General features: G+C 74.1%; 22 protein-coding genes and 1 riboswitch. Of the genes, 6 read left to right on the forward strand and 16 right to left on the reverse strand.

Translation table 11 applies throughout. The features are described from left to right. Window positions 1-58: 58 nt before the first annotated feature. Window positions 59-1528 carry a UDP-N-acetylmuramoyl-L-alanine--D-glutamate ligase gene (murD, locus tag QJR14_04750; GenBank protein MDI3316906.1) on the reverse strand — a complete coding sequence of 490 codons (1470 nt, stop codon included), beginning with the start codon at window positions 1526-1528 and terminating at the stop codon, window positions 59-61. A gap of 151 nt (window positions 1529-1679) precedes the next feature. Here murD and QJR14_04755 point away from each other — a divergent pair, with 151 nt between their 5' ends. The 3 genes from QJR14_04755 to QJR14_04765 are packed head-to-tail and all read left to right on the forward strand — an operon-like array spanning window position 1680 to window position 6213. Next, on the forward strand, window positions 1680-2648 hold the full coding sequence (locus tag QJR14_04755) for a MoxR family ATPase (GenBank protein MDI3316907.1): 969 nt from the start codon (window positions 1680-1682) through the stop codon (window positions 2646-2648). Between the two features lie 3 nt (window positions 2649-2651). Further along, complete coding sequence (locus QJR14_04760; GenBank protein ID MDI3316908.1) at window positions 2652-3926, forward strand: DUF58 domain-containing protein; 1275 nt, start codon at window positions 2652-2654, stop codon at window positions 3924-3926. Continuing rightward, window positions 3904-6213 carry a transglutaminaseTgpA domain-containing protein gene (locus QJR14_04765; protein ID MDI3316909.1) on the forward strand — a complete coding sequence of 770 codons (2310 nt, stop codon included), beginning with the start codon at window positions 3904-3906 and terminating at the stop codon, window positions 6211-6213. Before QJR14_04760 ends, QJR14_04765 begins: the two co-directional genes overlap by 23 nt. A gap of 25 nt (window positions 6214-6238) precedes the next feature. Here the strand turns inward: QJR14_04765 and QJR14_04770 are convergent, their stop codons facing one another. The 3 genes from QJR14_04770 to QJR14_04780 form a co-directional block, all read right to left on the reverse strand. Next, window positions 6239-6811 (reverse strand): DUF402 domain-containing protein, encoded by a 573-nt coding sequence (locus QJR14_04770; GenBank protein ID MDI3316910.1) that lies wholly within the window; start codon window positions 6809-6811, stop codon window positions 6239-6241. Next, a complete protein-coding gene (locus QJR14_04775; GenBank protein MDI3316911.1) occupies window positions 6808-7989 on the reverse strand; it encodes an amidohydrolase in 1182 nt (393 codons plus the stop codon). The genes QJR14_04770 and QJR14_04775 overlap by 4 nt, the downstream gene beginning before the upstream one ends. Before the next feature lie 89 nt (window positions 7990-8078). Next, complete coding sequence (locus QJR14_04780; GenBank protein MDI3316912.1) at window positions 8079-8333, reverse strand: MerR family transcriptional regulator; 255 nt, start codon at window positions 8331-8333, stop codon at window positions 8079-8081. 423 nt (window positions 8334-8756) lie between these two features. On the opposite strand from QJR14_04780, the gene QJR14_04785 reads away from it, so the two are divergent. Further along, window positions 8757-9644 carry a glycosidase gene (locus QJR14_04785; protein MDI3316913.1) on the forward strand — a complete coding sequence of 296 codons (888 nt, stop codon included), beginning with the start codon at window positions 8757-8759 and terminating at the stop codon, window positions 9642-9644. 93 nt (window positions 9645-9737) lie between these two features. On the opposite strand, the gene QJR14_04790 is transcribed toward QJR14_04785, so the two are convergent. Genes QJR14_04790 through QJR14_04800 form a run of 3 tightly spaced genes read right to left on the reverse strand, consistent with a single transcriptional unit; the run spans window position 9738 to window position 12254 of the window. Beyond that, window positions 9738-10283: a divergent PAP2 family protein gene (locus tag QJR14_04790; protein MDI3316914.1), complete on the reverse strand. Its 546-nt coding sequence runs from the start codon at window positions 10281-10283 to the stop codon at window positions 9738-9740. Continuing rightward, window positions 10280-11080: a polysaccharide deacetylase family protein gene (locus QJR14_04795; protein ID MDI3316915.1), complete on the reverse strand. Its 801-nt coding sequence runs from the start codon at window positions 11078-11080 to the stop codon at window positions 10280-10282. The genes QJR14_04790 and QJR14_04795 overlap by 4 nt, the downstream gene beginning before the upstream one ends. Window positions 11081-11108: 28 nt before the next feature. Continuing rightward, window positions 11109-12254, reverse strand: a complete 1146-nt coding sequence (locus QJR14_04800) for a glycosyltransferase (GenBank protein MDI3316916.1) — start codon at window positions 12252-12254, stop codon at window positions 11109-11111. Between the two features lie 182 nt (window positions 12255-12436). Here QJR14_04800 and QJR14_04805 point away from each other — a divergent pair, with 182 nt between their 5' ends. Further along, window positions 12437-12601, forward strand: a complete 165-nt coding sequence (locus tag QJR14_04805; GenBank protein MDI3316917.1) for a hypothetical protein — start codon at window positions 12437-12439, stop codon at window positions 12599-12601. A 27-nt stretch (window positions 12602-12628) separates the two neighbouring features. After that, entirely contained in the window at window positions 12629-13822 is a 1194-nt protein-coding gene (locus QJR14_04810; protein ID MDI3316918.1) for an alkyl hydroperoxide reductase, read from the forward strand. A gap of 43 nt (window positions 13823-13865) precedes the next feature. Here QJR14_04810 and QJR14_04815 read toward each other — a convergent pair whose 3' ends face one another. The 9 genes from QJR14_04815 to QJR14_04855 all read right to left on the reverse strand — a co-directional run bounded on the left by QJR14_04815 (window position 13866) and on the right by QJR14_04855 (window position 23160). Next, window positions 13866-14750, reverse strand: coding sequence for a DUF1906 domain-containing protein (locus QJR14_04815; GenBank protein ID MDI3316919.1), 885 nt, complete (start codon window positions 14748-14750; stop codon window positions 13866-13868). 188 nt (window positions 14751-14938) lie between these two features. After that, window positions 14939-15982, reverse strand: a complete 1044-nt coding sequence (locus QJR14_04820) for a class II aldolase/adducin family protein (GenBank protein MDI3316920.1) — start codon at window positions 15980-15982, stop codon at window positions 14939-14941. A 136-nt stretch (window positions 15983-16118) separates the two neighbouring features. Then, entirely contained in the window at window positions 16119-17345 is a 1227-nt protein-coding gene (locus QJR14_04825; GenBank protein ID MDI3316921.1) for a zinc-binding dehydrogenase, read from the reverse strand. A 110-nt stretch (window positions 17346-17455) separates the two neighbouring features. Then, window positions 17456-17647 carry a hypothetical protein gene (locus tag QJR14_04830; GenBank protein MDI3316922.1) on the reverse strand — a complete coding sequence of 64 codons (192 nt, stop codon included), beginning with the start codon at window positions 17645-17647 and terminating at the stop codon, window positions 17456-17458. A 2-nt stretch (window positions 17648-17649) separates the two neighbouring features. After that, on the reverse strand, window positions 17650-18687 hold the full coding sequence (locus QJR14_04835; GenBank protein MDI3316923.1) for an ABC transporter substrate-binding protein: 1038 nt from the start codon (window positions 18685-18687) through the stop codon (window positions 17650-17652). After that, a complete protein-coding gene (locus QJR14_04840) occupies window positions 18687-19445 on the reverse strand; it encodes an ABC transporter permease (GenBank protein ID MDI3316924.1) in 759 nt (252 codons plus the stop codon). The genes QJR14_04835 and QJR14_04840 overlap by 1 nt, the downstream gene beginning before the upstream one ends. Before the next feature lie 7 nt (window positions 19446-19452). Next, a complete protein-coding gene (locus tag QJR14_04845; protein MDI3316925.1) occupies window positions 19453-20256 on the reverse strand; it encodes an ATP-binding cassette domain-containing protein in 804 nt (267 codons plus the stop codon). Between the two features lie 90 nt (window positions 20257-20346). Further along, window positions 20347-20480, reverse strand: a riboswitch (TPP riboswitch). Between the two features lie 125 nt (window positions 20481-20605). Then, complete coding sequence (gene pxpB / locus QJR14_04850; GenBank protein MDI3316926.1) at window positions 20606-22399, reverse strand: 5-oxoprolinase subunit PxpB; 1794 nt, start codon at window positions 22397-22399, stop codon at window positions 20606-20608. Further along, window positions 22396-23160 carry a 5-oxoprolinase subunit PxpA gene (locus tag QJR14_04855; GenBank protein ID MDI3316927.1) on the reverse strand — a complete coding sequence of 255 codons (765 nt, stop codon included), beginning with the start codon at window positions 23158-23160 and terminating at the stop codon, window positions 22396-22398. The genes pxpB and QJR14_04855 overlap by 4 nt, the downstream gene beginning before the upstream one ends. Window position 23161: the final 1 nt, after the last annotated feature.

A 23161-nucleotide genomic window follows, 5' to 3' on the forward strand; every position in this document is an offset into this window, starting at 1 on the left:
TCCTCCCGCCTCAGCCCGGAGCGGCCGGCGGATCCGCGCCCGGCCACCCTCCCTGAGCTTACCGCTTGCCGCCTTCGCGCTCCTCCTTCTCCATCTCGGCCACCAGCTGCTTGAAGCGCCGCCCGCGCTCCTCATAGTCGCGGAACATGTCGTAGCTGGCGCTGGCCGGCGAGAGCAGGACCACGTCGCCGGGCCGGGCCCGGCGGCGGGCGGCCTCCACCGCCTCCTCCAGCGAGCCCACCCGCTCCACCGGCGGCGGCGCCACCCCGCGCTCGGCGCTGACCATCTCCAGCTCCCGGGCGATGACGGGCGCCGTCTGGCCCAGGAGGATGGCGGCGCGGAGGCCGGTCAACATCCGCTCGGCCAGCGGCCGGTAGGAGAGGTGCTTGTCGTAGCCTCCGGCGATGAGGACGACGGGCTGCGTGAAGGCGTCAAGACCGGCCACCGTCCGGTCCGGGGCAGTGGCGATGGAGTCGTTCACCCAGGTGGCGCCGCCCACGTGGCCGCACAGCTCCAGCCTGTGTTCCACCGGATGGAAGGCGCGGACGGTCGCCCAGACGACGCCGGGCTCCACCCCCAGCGAGCGGGCCATGGCGGCGGCGGCCAGCACGTTGGCCACGTTGTGCCGGCCGCGGAGGGGGATCTCGCTCTCCGGGCCCAGCTCCTCCTCCCGGCCGAGCCAGCGCAGCCGGAGGCGGCCGCGCTCGCTCCACGCGGCCCCCTCGCCCTCCTCCGGCAGCGAGCCGCGCTCGAGCGCGAACCAGAAGCGCCGCCCGGGCGCCTCGCTGGCGCGGCAGGCCGGGTCCTCCGCGTTGAGCACGGCCACGTCGCCGGCTGTCTGGAAGCGGACGATCCGCCGCTTGCTCTCGGTGTACTCCTCCAGGGAAGGATGGATGTCCAGGTGGTTGGGCCGGATGTTCAGGATCGCCGCCACCTGCGGGCTCCGGTCCACCAGGCGCAGCTGGAAGCTGGAGAGCTCCAGGACCACCACGTCCCCGGCGCCGATCTTCTCCACCCGGTCGATCAGCGGGTCGCCGATGTTCCCGCCCACCCAGGTCCGGCGCCCGGCCCTCCGGAAGATCTGCCCGGTCAGGGTGGTGGTGGTGGTCTTCCCGGAGGTGCCGGTGATCCCGACCACGCACGCCCGTCGGCGGGCCAGCTCGCGGAGGAGGATGGCGATCTCCCCGTCGATCCGGGCGCCCCGCCGCCTCGCCTCCTCCACCGCGGGAAGGTCGATCCGCATCCCCGGCGCCAGCACCAGCCGGTCGAAGCCGGCCAGCCCCTCGTCCAGGTAGCCGGGACCGAGCCTCCTCTCCACCTCCAGCCCGTCCAGCTCGTGGAGGCTCTCGCCCAGCTCCTCCCCGGTCTTCCGGTCGAAGACCGCGACCCGCGCCCCTCGCGCCAGGAACCAGCGGACCAGCGGCCGGTTGGAGCGGCCGAGGCCGATGATGGCCACCCGTTCGCCCCGGCGTGTCTCCGCACCGTCCGGCTCCCCGGGATGCGCCGGTCCAGCCTGGTCCATGCACATCGCGGATCCCTCTTCCTCGCCGCGCGACTGCCCGGGCGACGCCCTGGAGCCCTCTCCGGCTGCGGGCGGGCGGGCCGGCCGGCGGGGCCGGCCGTGGCGGCGCAAGTTTCGTGATACGATGATTCCGCATTCCGATGCAAGGGAGAATCCTATGCCCGAGATTCCCGAGGTACGCGACCTGGCCGCGCGGGTGACCGGGAACGTCGAACGGGTCATCCTCGGCAAGCGGCGGGCCGTCGAGCTGCTGCTGGTGGCGCTGCTGGCGGACCGCCATGTCCTGATCGAGGACGTGCCGGGAACCGGCAAGACCATGCTGGTCAAGGCCCTGGCCGTCTCGCTGGGGGCCAGCTTCGCGCGCCTCCAGTTCACCCCCGACCTCCTCCCTTCCGACGTGACCGGCACCTCGGTCTGGGACCCGCACCGGGGCGAGTTCCGCTTCGAACCGGGGCCCGTCTTCCACCAGGTCCTCCTGGCCGACGAGATCAATCGCGCCTCGCCCAAGACGCAGTCGAGCCTGCTGGAGTGCATGGAGGAACGGCAGGTGAGTGCCGACGGCGTGACCCGCCCCCTCCCCCGCCCCTTCCTGGTGCTGGCCACCGAGAACCCCGTCGACTTCGAGGGCACCTACCCGTTGCCCGAGGCCCAGCTGGACCGGTTCGGCCTCCGCCTGCGCATCGGTTACCCCGCGCCCGAGGAGGAGATGCAGCTGCTGGACCGGATGCGCGGCGACGAGCCGCTCAGGACGCTCCAGCAGGTGGCCACGCCGGAGGAAGTGCTGGCGGCCCAGGAGCGCGTGCGCGGGGTCTACGTGGACCCGGCGCTCCGCGCCTACCTGATCGACCTCATCACGGCCACCCGGACCCACCCCGAGGTGCAGCTCGGGGCCAGCCCGCGCGCCGCCGTCACCCTGGCAGCGCTGGCCCGGGCGCGGGCCGCCGTCTCCGGCCGGGACTACGTCCTGCCCGAGGACGTGAAGGCCCTGGCCGAACCGGCCCTCGCCCACCGCTTGATCCTGCGGCCGGAGGCGCGTTGGGAGCAGGTGACACCCGAGAGCGTCGTGCGTGACATCCTCAACCGGACGCCCCTGCCCGACCAGGTGCGGGTGAGGCGGGGGGGATGAGGGGTGCGCCTGCGGCTGAACGATCCCTGGATCCCGCTGCTCTGGGCCGTCCTCGGAGTGGCCGCGCTCCTGATGGGCGGGCGGCTGCCCTGGTCGATCTTCTTCCTCTTCACCGCCCTCCTTTTGCTCTCCGGGGGGTGGACGGCCTATGCAGCCCGCCACGTGGAGATCGAACTGCAGCGCGGCCGTCTCCGGAGCACCGCCGGCGAGCAGCTGGAGGTGTCGCTCGCGGTGGAGAACGCCGGCTGGCTGCCTGTGCCCCACCTTGCGCTGGAGGACGTCTCCGAGGCGCCCATCGGCCTGCTGAGCGAACCGCTTCTCCTGTCGATGCCCGTCTCCGCCTCCGCCACCTACCGGCTCCGGACGCGCCCGCTCCGGCGGGGCCGCTACGCACTGGGCCCGCTGGAGGCCCGCGTCCGCGATCCCTTCGGGCTCTTCGAGAAACGCTGGCGGGTGGAGGGGCAGGAGACGGTGACGGTCTATCCCCGGGTCCTGCCCCTGGGTCGCCTGCCGCTTCCCCTGCGGGACCCCTTCGGCCAGGTGGAGACGCGCAGGCGGATCCTGCCGGACCCCGGTAGCCTCGCCGGCGCCCGCCCGGCGCAACCGGGCGACGCGACCCGCTGGATCCACTGGAAGGCGAGTGCCCGGCGAGGTTCGCTCTACACGAAGCAGTTCGACCCCACCGCCTCGGGGCAGGCGGTGCTGGTGGTGGACACCGACCGGAAGTCCTACGAGGCGGCGGCCGCCGGCGAGGTCTCGCCGGACCTCCTGGACGCCGCCTGCGAGCTGGCCGCCGCTTCCGGCCGGCTCTACCTGCGGCGAAACGTCGCCGTGGGCGCCTGGGTGGGAGGCCCCTCCCCCCTCTGGATCCCCCCGCGGACGGGGGAGAACCAGATGGGCTTCCTCCTGGAGGCGCTCGCCTCCGCTTCTCTGGCCGACGGCGGGCTCGAGGAGGCGCTGGCCGGCCTGGGCCACCGGCTGGCGGCCCAGACGGCGCTGATCGTCTGCTCCCCCCACCTCGAGGCCTCCACCGCCGCCGCCCTGCAGAGTCTCCAGCAGGACGGCTTCGGCGTCCTGGTCGTCCTGGTCAAGCCGCGGGCCGGCGGGAGGGCCGGCGGCCGGGCGGGCGAAGAGCGGCCGCGCGGCGGCCCGGAGGCCGCGGGAGAGGTCCTCCGCCGGTTGACCGAGGCGGGTGTCCATGCCTATGCCGCCGCGTCGGTCGCGGAGTTGGACGCCCAGCTGGGGGGTGAGGCGGATGCGCGCGCCGTCCTTCGCTGACCCCTCCCTGCCCGGGGAGGAGGAGGTCATCGGGGCACCGGCCTCGAGAGGCGGTGGCGCCTGGTACGCCTGGCGCGCCCTGGAGATGCTCCTCTTTCACGCCTACCTGGGGCTGCTGGTCTGGAGCTTCGGCCCCTTCCTCCACGTGCCCGTGGAGCCCGCTCGCTTCCTGGAGGTGGCGGTGCCAGTCTCCCTGGCGGCCTGGGCCATGGCGCGCTGGCGGTGGCTGGCTACGGCGCTGGTGGTCGCCGTGGTGTTGGCCCTGGGTCTCTCCGCCCGCTACGCCCCCCTGCTCTGGTGGCAGCTGCGGAGCCAGCTGCTCCTCCTGGGTCAGCTGCTGGGCGCCGCCTGGAGCGGGCATCCACTGCCCACGCCTCCCGGCGTCGCCTACGGGCTGATGACGCTGGGCGGCCTGCTGGCCGGCATCCTCGCCCACCGGGAGCGGGCGGCCTCGGGGCGCGGCGTCTGGCTCCTCGGGCTGGGAGCCGCCGTCCTTCTGGTGCAGTGGCTCTGGTACTGGGATCCCGCCTACTCCATCCTCTGGCCGGCCATGGCCCTGGGTCTGGCCTGGCTGGCCGCCCGGGAGGCGGTGGCCCACGCGCCGCGCGCAAGCTCGCCGGCGGCGGCCGACGCCACCCGAGCGCCCGTGGCCTACTCCGCCACCCCGGCCCGCCAGCTGACGCTGGGCGTGCTGGCGGCCGTGGCCCTGCTCGCCCTGGTGGCCGCGCTGCCGACCGCCATCCCGCCCGCCAGCCTCGGCTCGCTGGGCCAGCGGTTCGCCCAGCTGATGCCCAGCCTCGAGCGGCTCCGCGGGGCCGGCGTGCCCGTGGGTTCGCTCCCGCCGGGCGGCTTCGACCTTTCCAGCACGGGCTTCGCGCAGGCGAACGACCGGCTGGGGGGACCGGTCCTGCTCGACCCGACGCCGGTGATGCGGCTCCGCCTCTACGGTGCCCCCGCCGCCGGCACGCTCTACCTGCGGGGGATGGCCGACGACGTCTACACGGGCCTGGGGTGGAAGCTCTCCCCGAGCGGGGAGCCGACCCGCTCCCGGCCGCCGCAGCCGGCGGGGGCGATCCCCCCCTCGGCGCCCAGGGTGCGGCTCGAGGTGGAACCGCTGGGGAGCCTGCCCGTGGTCTTCTACCCGCTGCAGCCCGTCCAGCTCTCCGTGCCGGCGGAGATCCGCTCGGACGGCCTCGGCAACCTCTACGCTGCGACGGGCGCGCTGCAGCAGGGCTACGAGCTGGTGGCGCGGCTGATCCCCGTGGGTGGGCCCGGGTATGCACCCTCTTCCCTGGCCGGGCCGGTTCCACCGCCCGACCAGGGGAACGGCCTCCAGCTGCCCGCGGAGGTCCCCGCCCGGGTGAGGGAGCTGGCCCAGCGGGTGACCGCCGGCTCGTCGACGCCGCTGGAGAAGGCGCGGGCGCTGGAGCGCTTCCTGAAGAGCAGCTATCCCTACACCCTGGACGCCTCCGCGCCTCCACCGGGCCGGGACTTCGTGGACTTCTTCCTCTTCGAGGAGCGGCAGGGATACTGCACCTACTACTCCTCGGCCATGGCCGTCATGCTCCGCACGCTGGGCATCCCGGCGCGCTGGGTGACCGGCTTCCGGGTCGACCTGGCCGGGGGGCGGCTGCTGCCCGACGGCGGCCGGCAGCTGGAGGTGCGGAACGCCGACGCCCACGCCTGGGTGGAGGCTTGGATCCCCGGGCGCGGCTGGGTGCCCTTCGATCCGACTCCGGGCGCGACCGAAACGGCCTCCACCGGTGCGGGAACCCTGGCGCCGGCGCCCGACGCCGGTCCGGGCGGCCAGCCTTCCCGGCCTCCCCTCCGGCAGCCGCAGAGCGGGGAGACCGGCGGCTCCGGAGCCGCCGCAGGCACCGCCCAGGGGGCTCCCCGCTGGCCGTGGTTCGCCCTCCTGGGCGCGCTCCTGGCAGCTTTCTGGACGGGGCGGGGCTGGTGGCGCGAGATGGCGCCCGTGGCCGGCGGCCGGGCCCAGATGGCCCGCCTCTTCCGCCTGGCGGAGCGACTGGGCCGGCTCTACGGGGTGCCGCGGCGCCGGGGCGAGACACCCACGGAGTACGCGGCCCGGGTGGGCCGCGTCTACCCGGTCGTCGTCCCGCCCCTGGAACGGCTGGCCGTCCTCTACGAGCGGGCGCTCTTCGCCCCTGAGCCGCCGGCGCCCTCCGAGGCCGTGTCGGCCCATCGCGCGTGGCAGGAGCTGAACCGGCGCTGGGCGGAGCTGGGAGGGCGCTGGCGGCACGCCTGGCGGCGCTGGCTCAGCTGGTAGGCGGGCGGGCCGGGTCTGCCGCCGCTCAGGCGGAACCGAGCCACCGCCGCCAGAGGGCGGGCGCCTCGGGCGAGAACGCTTCCTGGCGGTCGCGGATGCGGTCGAGCAGCTCGGCGAGGCCCCGCTCCACCTCCCGCACCAGGCGCTCCGGGTAGGACCACTGGCGCCGGTGGAGCTCGAACTCGTGCAGGTCGAGGATCTGGAGGCGCCCGTCCTCGCCGAGCAGGACGTCCACGTCCAGGTCGGTGGTCCGGCCGTGCCGGCTCCCGCCCGGGGAGGCCTCCTCCCACTCCACCGGCGTGGTCAGGTTGCAGTAGTACCGGAGCCCCCGTTCCTGCAGCAGGACAAAGACGTCGTACCAGCGATCCCGCCACAGGTAGTGGACGACGGGGACATCGTCCTCCCAGAGGCGACCGTCGGCCTCCTCCACCTTCGTCCCCGCGGGCAGCCAGAGGACCGTCAGGCTGCCTTCCTCGGCCAGGACCGGCGCCGCCTGCCAGCGCCGGTGGAGGCGGCCGTCGAACTTGAAGGCGGTGACGGCCGCCAGCTCTTCCCGGGCGCCGGGGTGCCCGGCCCCCGGAGGCGTCCCCGGGTTCAATCCCTCGCCTCCAGGAGGCGGAGGGCGGCGCCGCTCAGGATGCGGACGCCCAGCGGCAGCGCCTCCTCGTCGATGGTGAACTGCGGGCTGTGGTGGGGAGCGCCGGCGCCCTCCCTCGGACCGGCACCCAGAAGGAGGAAGGCGCCCGGCCGCCTCTGGAGGTAGTAGGCGAAGTCCTCGCCGCCCATGTTGGGCGGGTACCGGCTGTCCACGTTCTCGGCGCCGAGCACGCTCCGGGCCGCCTCGGCCAGCACCCGCGCCTCCTGCGGGTGGTTGGTCAGGGCCGGGTACCCCCGGTTGTACTCGAAGTCGTAGCTCGCCCCGGCTGCCGCGCAGAGGTGCTCGACCAGCGCGCGCATGCGGCGGATCACCTCTTCCCGGGTGACCTCGTCGAAGGTCCGGACGGTCCCGGTCATCTCCGCCGCCGGTGCGATCACGTTGAAGTTGAAGCCGGCGTGGAAGGTGCCCACTGTCAGCACAGCCGGCTGGAGCGGGTCGACGGCACGGCCCATCATCCCCTGCAGCCCGGTGACGATCTGGGCGCCCACCCAGAGCGCGTCCACCGCCTGGTGGGGCGCCGACCCGTGTCCGCCGCGCCCGTGGACCACGATGCGGAAGTCGTCGGCGTTGGCCATCAGGGCGCCCTCGTTCAGCCCGGCCTTGCCCACCGGGAGGTTGGACCAGAGGTGGAGGCCGACGACCGCATCCACGCCGTCCAGCGCCCCGTGCTCGATCAGCCCCAGCGCCCCGCCGGGGATCTTCTCCTCGGCCGGCTGGAAGAGGAAGCGGACCCGCCCCGGCCAGCGCGCCCGCGTCGTGGCGAGAAGGCGCGCCACCCCCAGGAGGATGGCGGTGTGGCCGTCGTGGCCGCAGGCGTGCATGACGCCCGGTCGCTCGCTGGCGAACTCCAGGCCGGTCGCCTCCTCCACCGGGAGCGCGTCCATGTCGGCGCGGATGGCGACCGTCCTTCCCCCCCGCCCGCCGTCCAGGTCGGCCACCACGGCCGTGCCCCAGGGCCGGCGCGGCTCGAGGCCGAAACTGCGCAGCCGTTCGGCCACCCAGCCGGCGGTCTCCTCCTCCTGGAAGCTCAGCTCCGGATGACGATGGAGGTGGCGCCTCCAGGCCACCAGCTCCTCCCGCATCGCCTCCGCCGCCTGTGCGATCTCTTCCTCGCCCAGTGGTTCCACCGGATCGCCCCCTCTCGTGGGGGACGTTCCGTCCCGGAGGACCGGCTTCCTGCCCGGTCGAAGGGTGGGACCGCCCGAAGTCACCTCCCCCCCTCCGGCGCTTCCAGGATGCGCCGGATCTCGCGCAGCCTGTAACCCTCGCGGAGATAGCGCTTGATGGTCAGGAGGCGCTCAAGGTCCCGGCCGGAGAAGAGCCGGTGGCCGCCACGGGTCCGGTGGGGCGAGACCAGGCCGCGCTGGTCGTAATAGCGGATCTGGCGAGGGGTCAGCCCGGTCAGCTCGGCGGCGACGGACATGGGGTAGAGCGGTCGATCCCGGTCGGGGGTTCTCTCCATACGTTCCCTCTCCCGTCTTCCCGTGAGCCGGAACGCTCGGCGTCTCGCAGGCAGGCTATTCCGCCCCCTCCGCGGGGGTGCCACGACCCAGTCTTGGGGACTTCCCGCCTGCGGGCGACCTTTGTTAGACTAGCCGGCGAATTTGACCGCGGACCGAGAGTGAAAACCGTTTCTGGAGATCCCCGCATCCCGGGGGCGGTCAGGGCTTCTCGGGCATAGATCGCTAGCGGCCCCCATGGCGCCGCAGCCGTGGTGCCGGGCGTGAAGGCGGGTGGTGGCTCCCGAGGGAGTGCGGACGAGGATCCTGATCGAAGGGGTCATGACCCGGCGGACCCGCCTGCGAGCGGGACATCCATACGATTCCGAACCCGATGAAGGGAGCGTTGGGCGGCTACCATGGCTTTCCGCCTCGAGCGACTGACGATGGAACCGGTCCTCCGACCGGTGGAAACACACCCCTGGGAACGAGCGGCGGTCTTCAACGCAGCGGCCACGCTCTGGCGAAATCGCATCGTCTTGCTCTACCGTGCATCGGATCAACCGTTCGGCGCGGACTACTCCCATCCGTACGTCTCCGCCATCGGCTACGCGGAAAGCCCGGACGGAATCCACTTCGAGCGCCGGTCGGATCCGGTCATGCGCGGTCTCGGCCCCCAGGAAGCGCGCGGGGTCGAGGATCCCCGCCTCTCCCGGATCGGCGGCCGCTTCCACATGGTGTACACGGCCTTCGGCGGCCGCGAGCCCACCGACTTCCGCATCACCCTGGCCACCTCGCGGGACCTGATCCACTGGGGCGAGAGGCGCATCCTCCTGGACGAGCCCAACAAGGACGGGGCTCTCCTGCCGGCCAGGATCGCCGGCCGCTACTTCCTCTTCCACCGGCGGCCGCCCTCCATCTGGCTGGCGGAGTCGACCGACCTGGTCCACTGGGAGGACCACCGCGAGATCCTCCTGCCGCGCCCCGGTTACTGGGACTCGGCGCGCATCGGCATCGGCCCGGCACCCCTGCGCGTGGAGGACGGCTGGCTGCTGATCTACCACGGTGTCGACGCCCACAACACCTACCGGCTGGGGGCGGCGCTCCTGGACGCGGAAGAGCCCTGGCGCGTCCTCGACCGGCTGGAGGAGCCGATCCTGGAGCCTGAAACCGACTGGGAGCGGAACGGCTGGATCCCCAACGTGGTCTTCGCCTGCGGGGCGGTCGACCTGCCGGACCGCTTCCTGGTCTTCTACGGCGCGGCCGACACGTATGTCGGCGCGGCGCAGGTCGCCAAGTCCCAGGTTCGCTTCGAGAAGCGGCGCGCCGCCTGAACGGCGGCCGATGGAAACAGGGGGCGGGGAGGTCGGAGGGGACAGCCGGCCATCCCCGCCCTTCTCCGCCCGAGGGCGCCCGGTTCCGACGGGCTAGACGTTGAAGACGATCAGGGCGATGACCGTTCCGATCAGCGCGCCGACGAGCACCTGGAGCGGGGTGTGCCCGCGCAGCTCGTTCAGCTCCCGCCTCTCCCGCTCCCGCAGGAGAGCCAGCTCCGAGCCGGCCTCACGGGCCGCCCCCGCCGCCAGGGGGAGCACCGCCTCCTCCTCGCCCGCCCTCTCCTTCGGCCCCGCAAGCTCCAAGCGGTCGAGCAGCGCGTTCAGGACCCGCGCCTGCTCGCCCACGGCGCGCCGGACCGTCACCGCGTCCCACATGGCCAGCAGGGCGACGACGATGGCCACCGACGCCTGGCCGGACGTCCAACCGGTGGAGAGGCCGACACCCACCACCAGCCCGCTGACCAGGGCCGCGTGCGAGCTGGGCATGCCTCCCGGCTCCACGAAGCGGCGCCAGAGCAGGCGCCGGGCCTGCAGGCTCTCCGCGCCCCCCTTCCAGAGCTGGGCGACGGCCATGCTGAGGAGGGCGACCACCAGGATGGGATCGAGCCCGATCAGGTGGAGGAGATGGTGGATCACCCTCGGCTTCCTCCGCTCGCCCCGCCCGGCGCCGGCGCCCCAGGAGGCGCTCCCTCCGCCGCCCCCGGTGCCTCCGGCCCGAGCAGCCGTGCCAGCGGGACCAGCTCCATCCCGGCCGCCCGGATCCGGTCCACCAGCTCGGGCAGCGCGGCCAGCGTCCGCTCCGGCGCTCCCTCGGCCCCGCCCGCGTCGTGGAGGAGGACGATCACCCCGGGCCGAAGCCCCTGCTCGACGCGGCGGACGATGGAGGCGGGCGTGGCGGAGGCCTTCCAGTCGTCGCCCACGGCGCTCCAGAGGACGAGGCGCGCACCGGTCTCCGCCGCTCCCAGCCAGACCGCCCAGTTGAAGGCCCCCCACGGCGGGCGCAGGTACCGGACCGGGCGGCCGCTCACGTCCTCCAGGAGAGCCGCCGCGTCCCTGATCTCGCGCAGCGTCGCCGCGGGCCCCAGGCTCCAGGCGTGGCGGTGCGACCAGGTGTGGTTGCCCAGCTCGTGCCCCGCGGCCACCGCCTCGCGGACCAGGGCCGGTTCCCGGACCGCGCGCCGCCCGACCATGAAGAAGGTGGCCGGCACCTCCAAGCGCGCCAGCGCCTCCAGGAAGCGCGGCGTGCTCGCCGGGTCGGGCCCGTCGTCGAAGGTGAGCGCCGCGCGCGCCCGGCCGGCGACAGGACCGCGGGCCGTCACCCCGGCGTGGAGGTAATGCCCCAGCAGCTCCGGCAGCCCGCCGGCCGCCAGCCAGGCCGCCCCGGCCGTCACCAGCAACCTCTCGCCCCAGCGGCCAAACCCCGCTCCGGCCAATCTCCTCTCCACTCCTCACCAGGAAGGGCTACCGGCGGGGCGACGGCTCCGCCATGCGCAGCACCTCCGCCGCCACCCGGCGCGCCGCCTCCGGTCGCCCGGCCGCCCGGGCGGCCTCCCGCAGGGCGGCCAGCCGCTCCGGCTCGGCCAGCAGCCCGCGCACCGCCGCCTCCAGCTCCTCCGGCTGGCGGACCACCAGGCCGGCCTTCCGGCTCAGGAGCCACCTGGCGTTGGCCTCCTCCTGGCCGGGGATCGGCCGGTAGATCAACGGCGGCACGCCGGCGGCCAGCGCCTCGGCGGTGGTCAACCCTCCCGCCTTGGTCACCACCACGTCCGATGCGGCCATCAACCGCGGCATGGCGTCGGTATACCCGAAGACGCGCGCCCGGCGGCGGGCGCCGGGAGTCTCCTCGACCAGCGTTCTCAGTCTTCTCCGCAGGTTCCGGTCCCGCCCGGCCACCAGCAAGAGCTGGAGCTCGGGATCCAGCCGGAGCAGGCGCTCCGCCACCCCGGCCACCGCCGCCAAGGCGCCGAACGCCCCGCCGGTGACCAGGAAGGTGGGCCGGTCCGGTCTCAGCCTCAACCGCTGCCGGGCCCGGGCCTGCTCCTCGGGGGTGTGCGGGCGGAAGCCGTCGCGGACGGGGATGCCCGTGACGCGGATCACTTCCTCCGGCTCGCCGCGGGCGAGGAGGCTCTCCCTCACCTCCTCGCTGCCCACGCAGTAGAGGTTGGTGCCGGGATGGACCCACTGGCTGTGGACCGTGTAATCGGTGATCACGGTGACCACCGGCACGTCGACCAGGCCGCGGTGGCGGAGGTGGACCAGGACGCCCGCCGGCACCGGGAAGGTGCAGACGACCACCCGCGGCCGTCGGCTGCGCACGATGGCCAGCAGGTGCGTCCAGCCCAGGCGGTTCAAAAACTTCTGCCAGGGGGAGTCGTCGCGCAGGAAGCCCGTCCTGTGGTAGAAGACCCCGTAGGACCAGGGCGCGTGACGGAGCATGGCGATGTAGATGTCGCCCACCCCCCGGTTGAAGAGGTGGCCGACCATCTCCATGCCGTCGATCTGCTCGATGCGCAGTCCCGGATCCGCCTGGAGCAGCGCCTCCCGGATCGCCCGCGCCGCCTGGCGGTGGCCCGCCCCCCAGGTGGCGTCGAGCAGGAGGATGTCCACCGGCCGCTCCGGGCCGCCTCTCTGCGACGGAATGGGCGCGTTCACGCCCCGATCATACCGCGCCCGCCCGGGCCTGGGACACGAGAGCACGGGGTGCGGATCGCGGTCCGCTCCGGGAGGACGGCCGGTGGCGCCGCCCGAAAGGATCGCTCAGAGGCGACTCTCGGGCGAGGCGGCTGGCCTTGCGGAAGAGGTCGCCGGTGGCCGAGTTCCAGGAAGGGAGGAGGAAAGGGTTGCTGCACGCGCCGGAGTTCCCACCCGAGATGGAGTGGACCGGCTCCCGTCCCGTCCGCCTGGCCGACCTGCGCGGGCGCCTGGTGCTCCTCCACTTCTGGACGTATGGCTGAATCAACTGCCAGAACGTGGTGCCGCAGTTGCGGCGCCTGGAAGAACGGTTCGGTCCCCGCGGCCTCGTCGTGCTGGGGATCCACTCCGGCAAGTTCACCGCCGAGCGGGAGACGGAGGCGATCCGGGCGGCGGCGCAGCGGCTGGGCATCCGCCACCCCGTCGCCAACGACGCCGCCTTCTCGGTCTGGGAGAGCTACGCCGTCCGGGCCTGGCCGACCCTGATCTTCGTCGATCCGGCGGGCCGCCTGATCGGCCGGCACGAGGGCGAGTTCGCGCCCGCGGAGATGGAGCGGGTGGTGGCCGGACTCCTCGACCGCTTCCGGGCCGAGGGGCTGCTCCGCCCCGGCGGCGGCTCGGATCCCCCGGCCGGGGAGCCGCCGGCCGGCCCCCGCGGTCTCGCCTTTCCCGGCAAGGTGCGGATCGCCGGCGATCGCGTCTGGATCTCCGACTCCGGTCACGGCCGCGTCCTGGTCTTCGACCGGGCCGGCCGGCTGCTGGAGCGGATCGAGGGCATGCTCTCGCCGCAGGGCATGGCCTGGGTCGACGGGACGCTCTGGGTGGCCGACCCGCCGGCCGGCCGGATCTGGCGCGTCCCCGGGGGCCGGGGCCGGCCCGAAGCGTGGGCGGGCGACCTGCGTCAGCCCTGGGATCTCGCCTCCGACGGGCGGTACCTCTGGATCGCCATGGCCGGCGCGCACCAGCTCTGGCGGGCCGGCCCCGGCGAGGAGCCGCGGCCCTGGGCGGGGACGGGATGGGAGGGACTCCGCGACGGGCAGCGGCAGATGGCTTCGTTCGCCCAGCCCAGCGCGCTCGCCTGCGCCTCGGGCCGGCTCTGGGTCGCCGACAGCGAGGCCAGCGCCGTCCGCGAGGTCGACCTGGCCGCGGGCAGCGTGAGGACGCTGGTGGGGACCGGTCTCTTCGACTTCGGCGACCGGGACGGCGCCGGCGAGGAAGTCCGCCTCCAGCACCCTCTCGACCTGGCCTGGGACCGGCGGAGGCGCCGCCTCTACATCGCGGACACTTACAACGGCAAGGTGAAGCGGCTCGACCCCGGCGGCCGCCGGGTGGTCACGCTGGCCGGCGGCTTCCACGAGCCGGGCGGCCTGGCCTGGGACCCCGGCTCGGACCGGATCTTCGTCTGCGACACCAACGACCACGCCATCCGCCTCCTCCACCCCGAGGAGACGGAGATCCGACGGTGGTCGCCCGATCTTCCCTGAACGGCCCCGGAAGGGCCGTCGAACGCCTGCCGGAACGTCGCCGCTAGCCGTTCCGCAACGGCGGCTCCGCCTGCGAATGCCCGTTCCGGCGCTTTCTCGGCCCTCTCCGCCGGACCGGCGCCGCGACGACCGGTGACGGCGCGCTGCCGCGGATCAGCTCCAGCTGGGGTCCCTGCCGGCGGCTCCCGCGGATCACGATGGCGGCGAAGACCCCGAAGACCATCACGGCGGCGCTGGCCAGGTACCAGACACTGAACGCCTGCCAGGCCGCCAGCGTCATGTGCGGCATCCTCCCGACCTCCCGGGCGGCCCCCGCCACCCCCGCTTCAAGCGGCCGCCGCCTTGGCCACAGTGTACCGCCATCCGCCCCCGTTCCCCCAGGATCTGTCCACGTCGACGAGGAGGCCGCAGGTCGTGTACGGGAAGCGTTGCCAGAGGTTGTCCCCCGGCCGGCGCGAGGCGTTCCGGCCCGGCTCCAGGCGGGTGCCGTCGCCTGCCAGAAGCGGTCGGCCAGCCGCTCCTCCCAGAGCCACTGGAGGACGTACCAGCCCCCGTAGACGCCGACGGGGTAGGAGGGGGCCGACCAGCCGCGGGCCTGCCGTCGGGCGCGCCAGGCGGCGGCGCCTTCGTGAAGGCCGCGGAAGTCGTCGCCCACGGCCAACCGATCCGCCCGGGTGAGGGCGTCGTAGTCCACCGCGAAGTAGATCGGCGAGCCGTCGGGCTGGCCGACCTCGTCCGCCGCCAGGGAGAAGGCGTCGCGCACGTCCGCGCAGCCGCGGGAGAAGGTGAAGGAGCTGCGCGAGGTGGGGGATCCGTTCTCCCAGACGGTGACGATCCAGAGGCCGACGGCGGAGAACGCCCGGGCCTCGCGGCGCGTCCGGTTCTTGGCGGGGACGTTGACGCTGTCATAGCGGGCCACGAAGCCCAGCGGCGCCCCGCCGATCCGGACCCGACGGAGGCCGTCGACGTGGGGCTCCAGGTTCGTGGCCGAGCCGATGCCGACGGCAGGGAGGCGGCCGTCCGCCGCCGGTGGGCCGCGGAGAAGCGCGGGCGGCGCTCCGCCCCGGGCGGGGCGGACCGCCCGCCTGGGGAGCGGGCGCCGCCGACCCCCGGGGGTCAGAGCATGGGCACCTGCCGGACGACCTTCCCCTCGATCCGCTCGAAGATCTCGTCCAGGCTCTCCCCCGTGATGGTCATGCCGTGGTTCTTCAGGCCGACGATGGCGTGGCGAGGATCCGGCGCCGTCCGGACCTTCTCCGCCACCGCCTGGGCGATCTCCAGCGTGCCGCAGGGGTAGTTGATCTCGGTGGCGTCGATGCCGGGAATCCAGGCGTGGACGTGGAGGATCGCGCCCACCTCGGGGTTCTGCTGGTAGACCATCCAGTGCTCGATGGCGTCGACGGAGACGCGGCGCGGCGTGACCGTCGGCGGCACGGCGAGGTGGATGGCGTCGTCCTCTTCCTGGTAGCCCTTGACCAGAAGGGCGTCGCGGCCCACCTGGCGGATGTTGGTCTTGTCCACCCCGCTGGCGCTCATCCAGAAGTCGTCCTCGCTGCGCCGCACGCTCAGGTTGCCGTAGCTCAGCCCGCCGATCTGGTAGAGCCGCTGGACGTGGCGGAAGTCGCTCTCCGGCAGCAGCTTCTCGATGGGGAAGGGGGCCGGGTTGAGGTTCAGCTCGCCCAGCTGACGGCTGGCGCGGCGCATCTCCTCCATGTGCTCGTCGCCGTTCCAGAGCGACTCGGGCAGGTCAGGATCGAAGACGTTCTGGATCACCAGGTGGCTGGAGGCGAGCGGCTCCAGTCGCTGGTAGAGCTCCTCGAAGTAGCGCTCCGGCTCCTCGAAGGAGGCGCGGATGGGGTAGTAGCCCCGCTCCAGCGTGAGGAAGTAGGTCCGGACCTCCTCCCCCTCCGGCACCACGTACAGGAAGAGGTTGGAGAGCGAGCGGATCATCAGCGGGTAGGCCGCCAGCAGGACGTCCTCGGGCGGCGCGGGCGCCTCCGCGATCGAGACCACGTAGGTGGCCTGCGCGTGGCGGTGGTAGGGGCGCGCCTCGGCCGCGTCGATCAGGTTGAAGACGAGGTGGACTCCCGGGTACGGCTCCACCTGGGCGTAACCCCGCTCGCGGAAGGCGCGAGCCAGCCCTTCCACGAAGTGACGCATCAGCGGGCTCTCCGCCCGGCCCACCACCGTGAAGTCCCTGGGGCCCTCCGCTCGCTTCCTTCTCAGCAGGTCGTTCCAGTCCATCGGCTTCAGCCTCCTTGGCTGGGCGTCTCTCAGGAGCGAATCTCCGGTCGGGTCAGGGGACGAGCAACACCTTGAGCGCCTGGCGAGCCGCCTTGGACATGGCCGTCTCCAGCGCCGCCCGCACCTGGGTGAGCGGGAAGCGGTGCGTCACCAGCCGTTCCAGGGGCAGGCCGCCGCGGGCGAGCAACTCCAGCGCCAGCTGGAAGGTGCGCGTCCGCTCGCCGCCCACTTCCTCGGTGGCGTAGGCGAAGGTGCCCCGGACGGTCAGCTCGCGCATCCAGACGAAGGTCCAGTCGACCCTCCGCGTCACGCCCGCCAGCCCGACCAGCACCACGCGCCCGCCCGGCCGGGTGAAGCGGAGCGCCTCGTCGATGGAGTCGTCCCGGCCCACGCACTCGTAGACCAGGTCGGCGCCCGACTCGGGCACCGGCGCGCCCAGGATGGGGCGGAGCAACCGGACGCCCAGCTCGCGCGCCAGCTGCTCCCGCTGGCCGGCGCCCCGGCCGACCAGGACCCGGTCGGCGCCCAGCTCCCGCGCCAGCTCCGCCTGGAACGGATGCCGGGCGAGAACGGTGACGGGCGCCGGCTCCCCCAGGGCCTTCAGCGCCGCCACCACCAGGAGCCCGATGACGCCGGCGCCGATCACCAGCACCCGCTCGCCCGGCCGGGGGCGGTTCCGGAGCACCGCGTGGAGCGCGACGGCGAAGGGCTCCGCCAGCGCCGCCGCCTCGTCGTTCACTTGCTCGGGGACGGGGAAGATCTGCGAACGGTGCGCGAGGAAGTACTCCCCCCAGGTGCCCCCCGTGTCCCGACAGGCACCGATCAGCAGCCCCGGGGCCAGATCGCCCTGGGCCATCCGTTCGCACTGGCTGATCTCGCCGCGGGCACAGGCCGGGCAGGGCGGATCGATGCCGCGCGTCTCGCAGCCCAGGAGCGGGTCGACCACCACCCGCTGGCCGCGGGGGAAGGGGACCTGGGGGCCGGCTTCGTCGATGCGGCCGACCCCTTCGTGCCCCACCACGAAGGGGAAGGAGCTGTAGACGGAGGCGACGGGGCTGTCCCGGAGCGCCACCAGGTTCAGGTCGCTGCCGCAGATGCCGGCCAGAAGCGTCCGGATCCTCGCCCAGCCCGGGCCTCGCGGCTCCGGGACGGGAAGCTCGCGCAGCTGCAGGGGCGACCAGCGCCCCCAGTAGCCGGAGCGACGCAGCCCTCCCCAGGCCCGCGTCCACAGGTAGCGCGGGATCGCCGGGTCGAACGCCACCGCCTTCAGGCTCTCCACCTCCGCCGCATGACCCCATATTAGCACCTGGTACTAAGACCAGGCAGGCGAATCGCGCCCTCCGCCACGGGGCCGCCGCGGCGCGCGGCCCGGCAGCGGGCCAGCGCGGTTCACAGGAAGGGCAGGGCGTAGTAGGCGACCAGCCCGAGCACGACCAGTCCCATGATGAGGCTCAAAAAGAGCCGGCGCCAGTCGAACCTGCCCTGCTCCGGCCGCCCGGCCGTTCGCCCGCCCGCGGCCGGGCGGCGGGCGGGCGCGCGGCGCGCGGCCCGCCGGCTCGAGGGACGCGGCTTCTCGTCCATGATCAGCGACCCACCTCACCCGCCACGTCCACGAAGACCCGGGTGGCGTCCACCGGCTGCTTCAGCAGGTGGTGCCGGAGCATCCAGTTCGCCAGCGTGGCCCACTTGGCCTCCGTCTGCTTCCCGTAAGGCTGGCCCGGATCGCGCAGCTCCGGCAGCAGCACCCTCAGCCCGGCCCGGGCGAGGCCGCGGTCGAGGCCGGAGGCATGGCGCGCCAGGACCTCCACGGCCTCGTCGGGGTGGGCGGCCACCCAGGCCTCGCCCTGCTGCGCCGCCCGCCAGAAGGCCTCGATCAGGCTCCGGTCGCGCTGGAGCGTCGACTCGTTGGTGACCAGGACGAGCTCGTAGTAGTCCGGCACGCCCAGCTCCCGGACGGGGAAGACGGTGACGGGATAGCCGTTGCGCGGCAACTCCAGCGCCTCCACCGTGGTGTAGCCGCCCTCGATGGCGTCCACCCGGTGCGTGGTCAGCGCGGGGATCAGGTCGAAGCCGACGTTGATCGACCGGATCTGGCTCGGCGGCACCCCCAGCCGTTCGGCCAGCGTCTCCATGATCGCCTGGTCGCTGGGCGTGCCCGCGGTCCCGATCCGCTTGCCGCGCAGGTCCTCCAGCGAACGGATGCCGCTGGAGCGGAGGGCGATGAGCGTGTTGAGCGGATGCTGGACCACCGCCGCCACGGAGACGACGGGAATCCCCCGCTCCCGCGCCAGGAGCACGTCCTTGGGGTACCCGATGCCCAGGGTGACCCGTCCCGAGCCCACCAGCTTGAGCGGATCGGTGGTCTGGGAGGGCACCTCCACCTTGACGTCCAGCCCCTCTTTCCGGAAGTAGCCCCGGTCGAGCGCGGCGTAGAGCCAGGCGTGGTCCACGTTGGGCTGCCAGTCGAGGAGCAGCGTGACCGTGCGCGGCGCCTGCCGGCTGGGGCCGCCCGCCTTCCCCTGCGGGCCGGCGGAGCCACCCGCGCCGCCGCAGGCGCCGGCCAGGAGGGCCAGGCCGGCGAGAAGCGCGACCAGCCCCAACGGATGCCGGATCCGTCGCATCATGCTTCCTCACTCCCGAAACCGTTCTCGGAGATACGCATCCACCAGAGGAGGCGCCGTTCCGCCCAGCCGGTGAGGGCGAAGAGGGCGATGCCCAGGAGGGCCAGGAGGAAGACGGCGGCGAAGACCGCGGAAGCGTCGAGCTGTGAGGAGTAGCGCTGGATCAGGTAACCCAGCCCCGCCTGGGCGCCCAGCCACTCCCCCACCACCGCACCGCTCACGCTGAAGGCGACGGCCAGCTTCAGCCCGGAGAAGACGGCGGGGAGGGCCGAGGGCCACTCCAGCGCCCGGAAACGCTGCCAGCGCCGCGCCCCCCAGGCGGCGAAGAGCTCCTCCGCGTCGGCGTCCACCCTCCCCAGGCCGTCGTAGGTGCTGACCACCAGCGGGAAGAAGCTCCAGAGGACGGCCAGGAGCACCTTGGGTGCCAGCGTGTAGCCCAGCCAGAGGACCAGGATGGGCGCGACGGCCACGGTGGGGAACATCTGCGAGGCGACCAGCCAGGGATAGGCGCCCTCCGCCAGGCGGGGGCTCATCCGCATCAGCACCGCCAGGCCGACGCCCACCATGGCCGAGAGCGTGATGGCCAGGGCGATCTCCTCCAGCGTCACGGTTGCGTTGGCCAGGAGCGTCGCCCTCTCCCGCCAGAGCGCCGCCGCCACGTCGCTGGGCGCGGGCAGGATGAAGCGGGGCGGCCGCATCCACTCGACCCCCGCCTGCCAGGCGACCAGCAGCAGGAGCGCCAGGAAGCCTCCCCTCATCCTCCCCTCATCCTCCCCCCACCTCCGCCCGGGCGCTCTCCCCCAGCCCCAGCAGCTCCAGCACCCTGCGCTCGGCCAGCGTGGTGTCGCCCACCGGGACGCGCTGGAGCGCCCGGATGGGCGTGCCGGTCACCACCAGCACCTCGTCGGCGAGAAAGGCGGCCTCCCGGACGTCGTGCGTGACCAGCAGGAGCGTCGCCTCCAGCCTCTCGCGCAGGCCGGCCAGCCAGAGCTGGAGCTGGCGGCGGGTGAGCGCGTCCAGCGCCCCGAAGGGTTCGTCCAGGAGGAGGAGCCGTCCGCCCGCCAGCACGGTGCGGAGGAAGGCGGCCCGCTGCCGCTCGCCCCCGGAGAGCTGGGCGGGATAGGCCTCCCCCTTCCCCTCCAGGCCGAAGACCGGCAGGAGCTCCCGCGCCCGCCGGCGCGCCGCCTCCAGCTCCGGACCGCTCGTGCCGCGGAGCTCCAGCGGCAGCACCGCGTTCTCCAGAAGCGTCCGCCAGGGCAGGAGCGAATCGCGCTGGGGCATGTAGCTCGCCCGGAGCGGCTCCCCCGGGCGGGCGCCGGGCGGGCCTCCGCAGACCTCGATCCTTCCCGTACGGGGCCGCAGGATGCCTGCCGCCAGCTTCAGAACAGTGCTCTTGCCGGAGCCGCTGGGGCCGACCAGGGCGGTGAAGGAGCCCGCCCGGACCGTGAAGGAGAGATCCTGGAGGACGGCAACCTCCGCCCGGCGCCTTCGCGCCACGGGCAGGGGCCTGTAGACGGCGGTGACGCCGTCGAACCGAAGGGCGGTCTCTTCCGCCCGGCCACCGCTCATCCTCGCTCGCCTCCCGCCAGGGTGCCCGCGAGGACCACGAAAAAACCGTCCCGGAGGACGGTCGCAACGCGCCGGCGGCGGAGAACCACCCCTTGCGCGTGACCACTTTCCCTCCGCTGGTATGACCCAGATCAGGTTCGAGGGGTCGGCCTTCGCCGTCTCAGCCCGGGGCCGGCCCGCCGTCGCCGGCGGACCAGGGGCCCAGGGCGCCCCCAGTGGTCCTCTATGGTGTTCCTGTTGGCTCGACTCTAGCCCGGCCAGGAACCGCCGTCAAGGCGACCGGGCTGGCCGGGCGCGAACCGCGCCGGGCCGCCGGGCCATGAACCACCCGTCGCGGGTCAGGCGGGGTTCAGGCCGGGGGAAGCGCCAGCCGCCGTCGCAGTTCGGCCTGCCGGCGGCGGTCGGCCTCGCGCGCGGCCTCCCGCGAGACGGGGACGAGGTGGACCAGGTCGCCCGGCACCAGCTGCGCCAGCCGGTCGACGTCGGCGTCGACCACCGTCGCCACCCGCGCGTAGCCGCCGATGGTGGGCCGGTCGGCCAGAAGGAGGATGGGCTCCCCCGACGGAGGAACCTGGACCGCCCCCAGCGCCACCGGCTCGGAGAAGGCGCGCCCCGCCCTCCCCGAACGCGCCTCCGCCCGGAAGGCGAGCGGCTCCCCCTCCAGCCGCATCCCCGTGCGGTTCGACTCCCGTGCCACCCGCCAGCCTTGCCGGAAGAGGCGCGCCAGCGCCTCTTCCTCGAAGAGGTCGTCGTCCGGTCCCAGGGTGACCCGGACCTCCAGGGCTGCGCCGGGTTCGGGCAGCGGGGGCAGGAGAGGAAGCAGGCGCTCGCCGGGAGGAGGCTCCTCCGCCCGCTTCCCGGCACCCAGGCGGTCGCCCGCCCGGAGCGGCCGGCCTTGCAGGCCGCCCAGACCGGCCACCAGATCGGTGGAGCGGCTCCCGCCCAGGACGGGGAGGTCCAGGCCACCGGCCACGGCCAGATAGGCGCGCGCCCCGCGGCGCCGCGCCCCGAAGCGGAGGATCTGCCCGGCCTCCGCCTCCACCCGCTCGCCTGGCCGGACCGGCCGCCCGTCCAGGCGCGCGTCCAGGTCCGCCCCCGCCAGAGCGACCCGCACCGGCCGGAGGAAGCGCAGGACCGGCCCGGCCACCGTCACCTCCAGCGCCGCCGCGCCGGGCGGGTTGCCCACCAGCGCGTTGGCCACCATCAGGGCCGTCCGGTCCAGCGCCCCCGCCTGGACGAAGCCGTACCCCCGCCAGGCCTGCCGGCCCAGGTCCTGCACCGTGGTCAGGAAGCCCGGACGGACCACCTCCATCACCGCCTCCCCGGCGACGGCCCCCTCCCCCGCCTCCGCCCAGGCGCCACCCGACCCGGCCCGGGCGGAGCTCGCCCCGGCCTCCGCCTCCAGTCGCCGGAACTCCGCCTCGTCCACAGGCCGGAAGCGGACCTCGTCGCCGAGGCGGATGAGGACCGGCGGGTCCTGGCCGGGAAGGAGGAGGGGGAGCGGGCAGCGGCCGATCAGCCGCCAGCCTCCCGGCGTGGCGGAGGGATAGACGGCCGTCTGCCGACCCGCGATGGCCACCGAGCCCGCCGGCACCCGCCGGCGCGGCACCGCCAGCCGGTCCACCTCCAGCTCCGCGGGCAACTCGCCCAGGTAGGCGAAGCCCGGGCTGAAGCCGAGCGCCAGCGCACGGTAGGGGCGGGAGCTGTGCAGCCGGATCACCTCTTCCGGTGCCAGGCGCTTCGCCCGGGCCACTTCCTCCAGGTCGGGGCCGGCGTCGCCCCCGTAGAGCACCGGCAGCTCGACGACACGCGCGGGCGGCCCGCCCGTCGTCGTCCCCCCGGCAGGGCCGGCGGCCGCCAGCACCTCGTCGAGCCAGCGGACGAGCCCCGGCTCAGCCCAGCGCTCCGGGTCGAATTCGACGTAGAGCGTGGCATAACCGCGCAGGACCGCCTCGATCCCCTCCGGCAGCGGGTGGAGCGTCTCCGCCCAGGCGGCCAGGCGGTCCGCCGTCTCCGGAGCCGGCGGCAGCGGCCGGCCGCCGGCGTCCAGCGGGTCGATGTAGACGGCCCGCTCGCCGGCCGGGCGGAGGCGGTAGGCCGGCCGGCTCCCCGGCCCGGGCCGGGAGCCCTGCCTCCGGCTCAAGCGCCGACCGGGGCGATCTCCACGCCCGCCGCCTCCAGCCGTTGGCGGAGCGCGTCCACCAGGCGGACGGCCTCGGGGTTGTCACCGTGGACGCAGAGCGTCTCCGCTTGGAGCTCGACCTCCTCGCCGCTGACGGCGGTCACGCGGCCGTCGCGTACGATGCGCAGGGCACGGGAGGCCACCTCGTCCGGGTCGTGGAGGACGGCTCCGGGCTGGGCGCGGGGCTGGAGGCGCCCGTCGGGCAAGTAGCCCCGGTCGGCGAAGGCCTCCAGGGCCACCCGCAGCCCCGCCTCGCGGCCGGCCCGCGCCAGCTCGCCGCCGGGCTGGGCGTAGAGGATCAGGCTCGGGTCGAGGCGGCGGACGGCGCGGGCGATGGCCTCCGCCAGCCGGGGGTCGCGCGCGGCCCGGTTGTACATGGCCCCGTGCGGCTTGACGTGGTGGAGCGGCACGCCTTCGGCCTCGCAGAAGGCGCGCAGGGCGCCGATCTGGTAGAGCAGGCTCGCCTCCACCTCCTCCGGGCTCATCTCGAGGTCGCGGCGTCCGAAGCCGACCAGGTCCGGGTAGCCCGGATGCGCTCCCACCGCCACGCCGAGGCGTGCGGCGGCGCGGACGGTGCGGGCCATGGTCACCGGATCGGAGGCGTGGAAGCCGCAGGCCACGTTGGCCGAGGTGATCCGGCGGAGAAGCTCGTCGTCCTCCCCCATCTTCCAGGGGCCGAAGCTCTCGCCCAGGTCGGCGTTCAGGTCGATGCGCAGGCTCATC

The sequence above is a fragment of the Bacillota bacterium genome, from assembly GCA_029961055.1.
GTDB lineage: Bacteria > Bacillota > Sulfobacillia > JAIMAT01 > JAIMAT01 > JAIMAT01.

Excerpts from the sequence above, each read along its gene's own strand:
- QJR14_04755 (MDI3316907.1), top strand. The coding sequence starts at position 1,680 with ATGCCCGAGATTCCCGAGGTACGCGACCTGGCCGCGCGGGTGACCGGG.
- QJR14_04835 (MDI3316923.1), bottom strand. The coding sequence starts at position 18,687 with ATGCGACGGATCCGGCATCCGTTGGGGCTGGTCGCGCTTCTCGCCGGC.
- QJR14_04830 (MDI3316922.1), bottom strand. The coding sequence starts at position 17,647 with ATGGACGAGAAGCCGCGTCCCTCGAGCCGGCGGGCCGCGCGCCGCGCG.
- QJR14_04820 (MDI3316920.1), bottom strand. The coding sequence starts at position 15,982 with ATGCGTCACTTCGTGGAAGGGCTGGCTCGCGCCTTCCGCGAGCGGGGT.
- murD (MDI3316906.1), bottom strand. The coding sequence starts at position 1,528 with ATGTGCATGGACCAGGCTGGACCGGCGCATCCCGGGGAGCCGGACGGT.
- QJR14_04855 (MDI3316927.1), bottom strand. The coding sequence starts at position 23,160 with ATGAGCCTGCGCATCGACCTGAACGCCGACCTGGGCGAGAGCTTCGGC.
- QJR14_04785 (MDI3316913.1), top strand. The coding sequence starts at position 8,757 with ATGGAACCGGTCCTCCGACCGGTGGAAACACACCCCTGGGAACGAGCG.
- QJR14_04840 (MDI3316924.1), bottom strand. The coding sequence starts at position 19,445 with ATGAGGGGAGGCTTCCTGGCGCTCCTGCTGCTGGTCGCCTGGCAGGCG.
- QJR14_04765 (MDI3316909.1), top strand. The coding sequence starts at position 3,904 with ATGCGCGCGCCGTCCTTCGCTGACCCCTCCCTGCCCGGGGAGGAGGAG.
- QJR14_04845 (MDI3316925.1), bottom strand. The coding sequence starts at position 20,256 with ATGAGCGGTGGCCGGGCGGAAGAGACCGCCCTTCGGTTCGACGGCGTC.
- QJR14_04780 (MDI3316912.1), bottom strand. The coding sequence starts at position 8,333 with ATGGAGAGAACCCCCGACCGGGATCGACCGCTCTACCCCATGTCCGTC.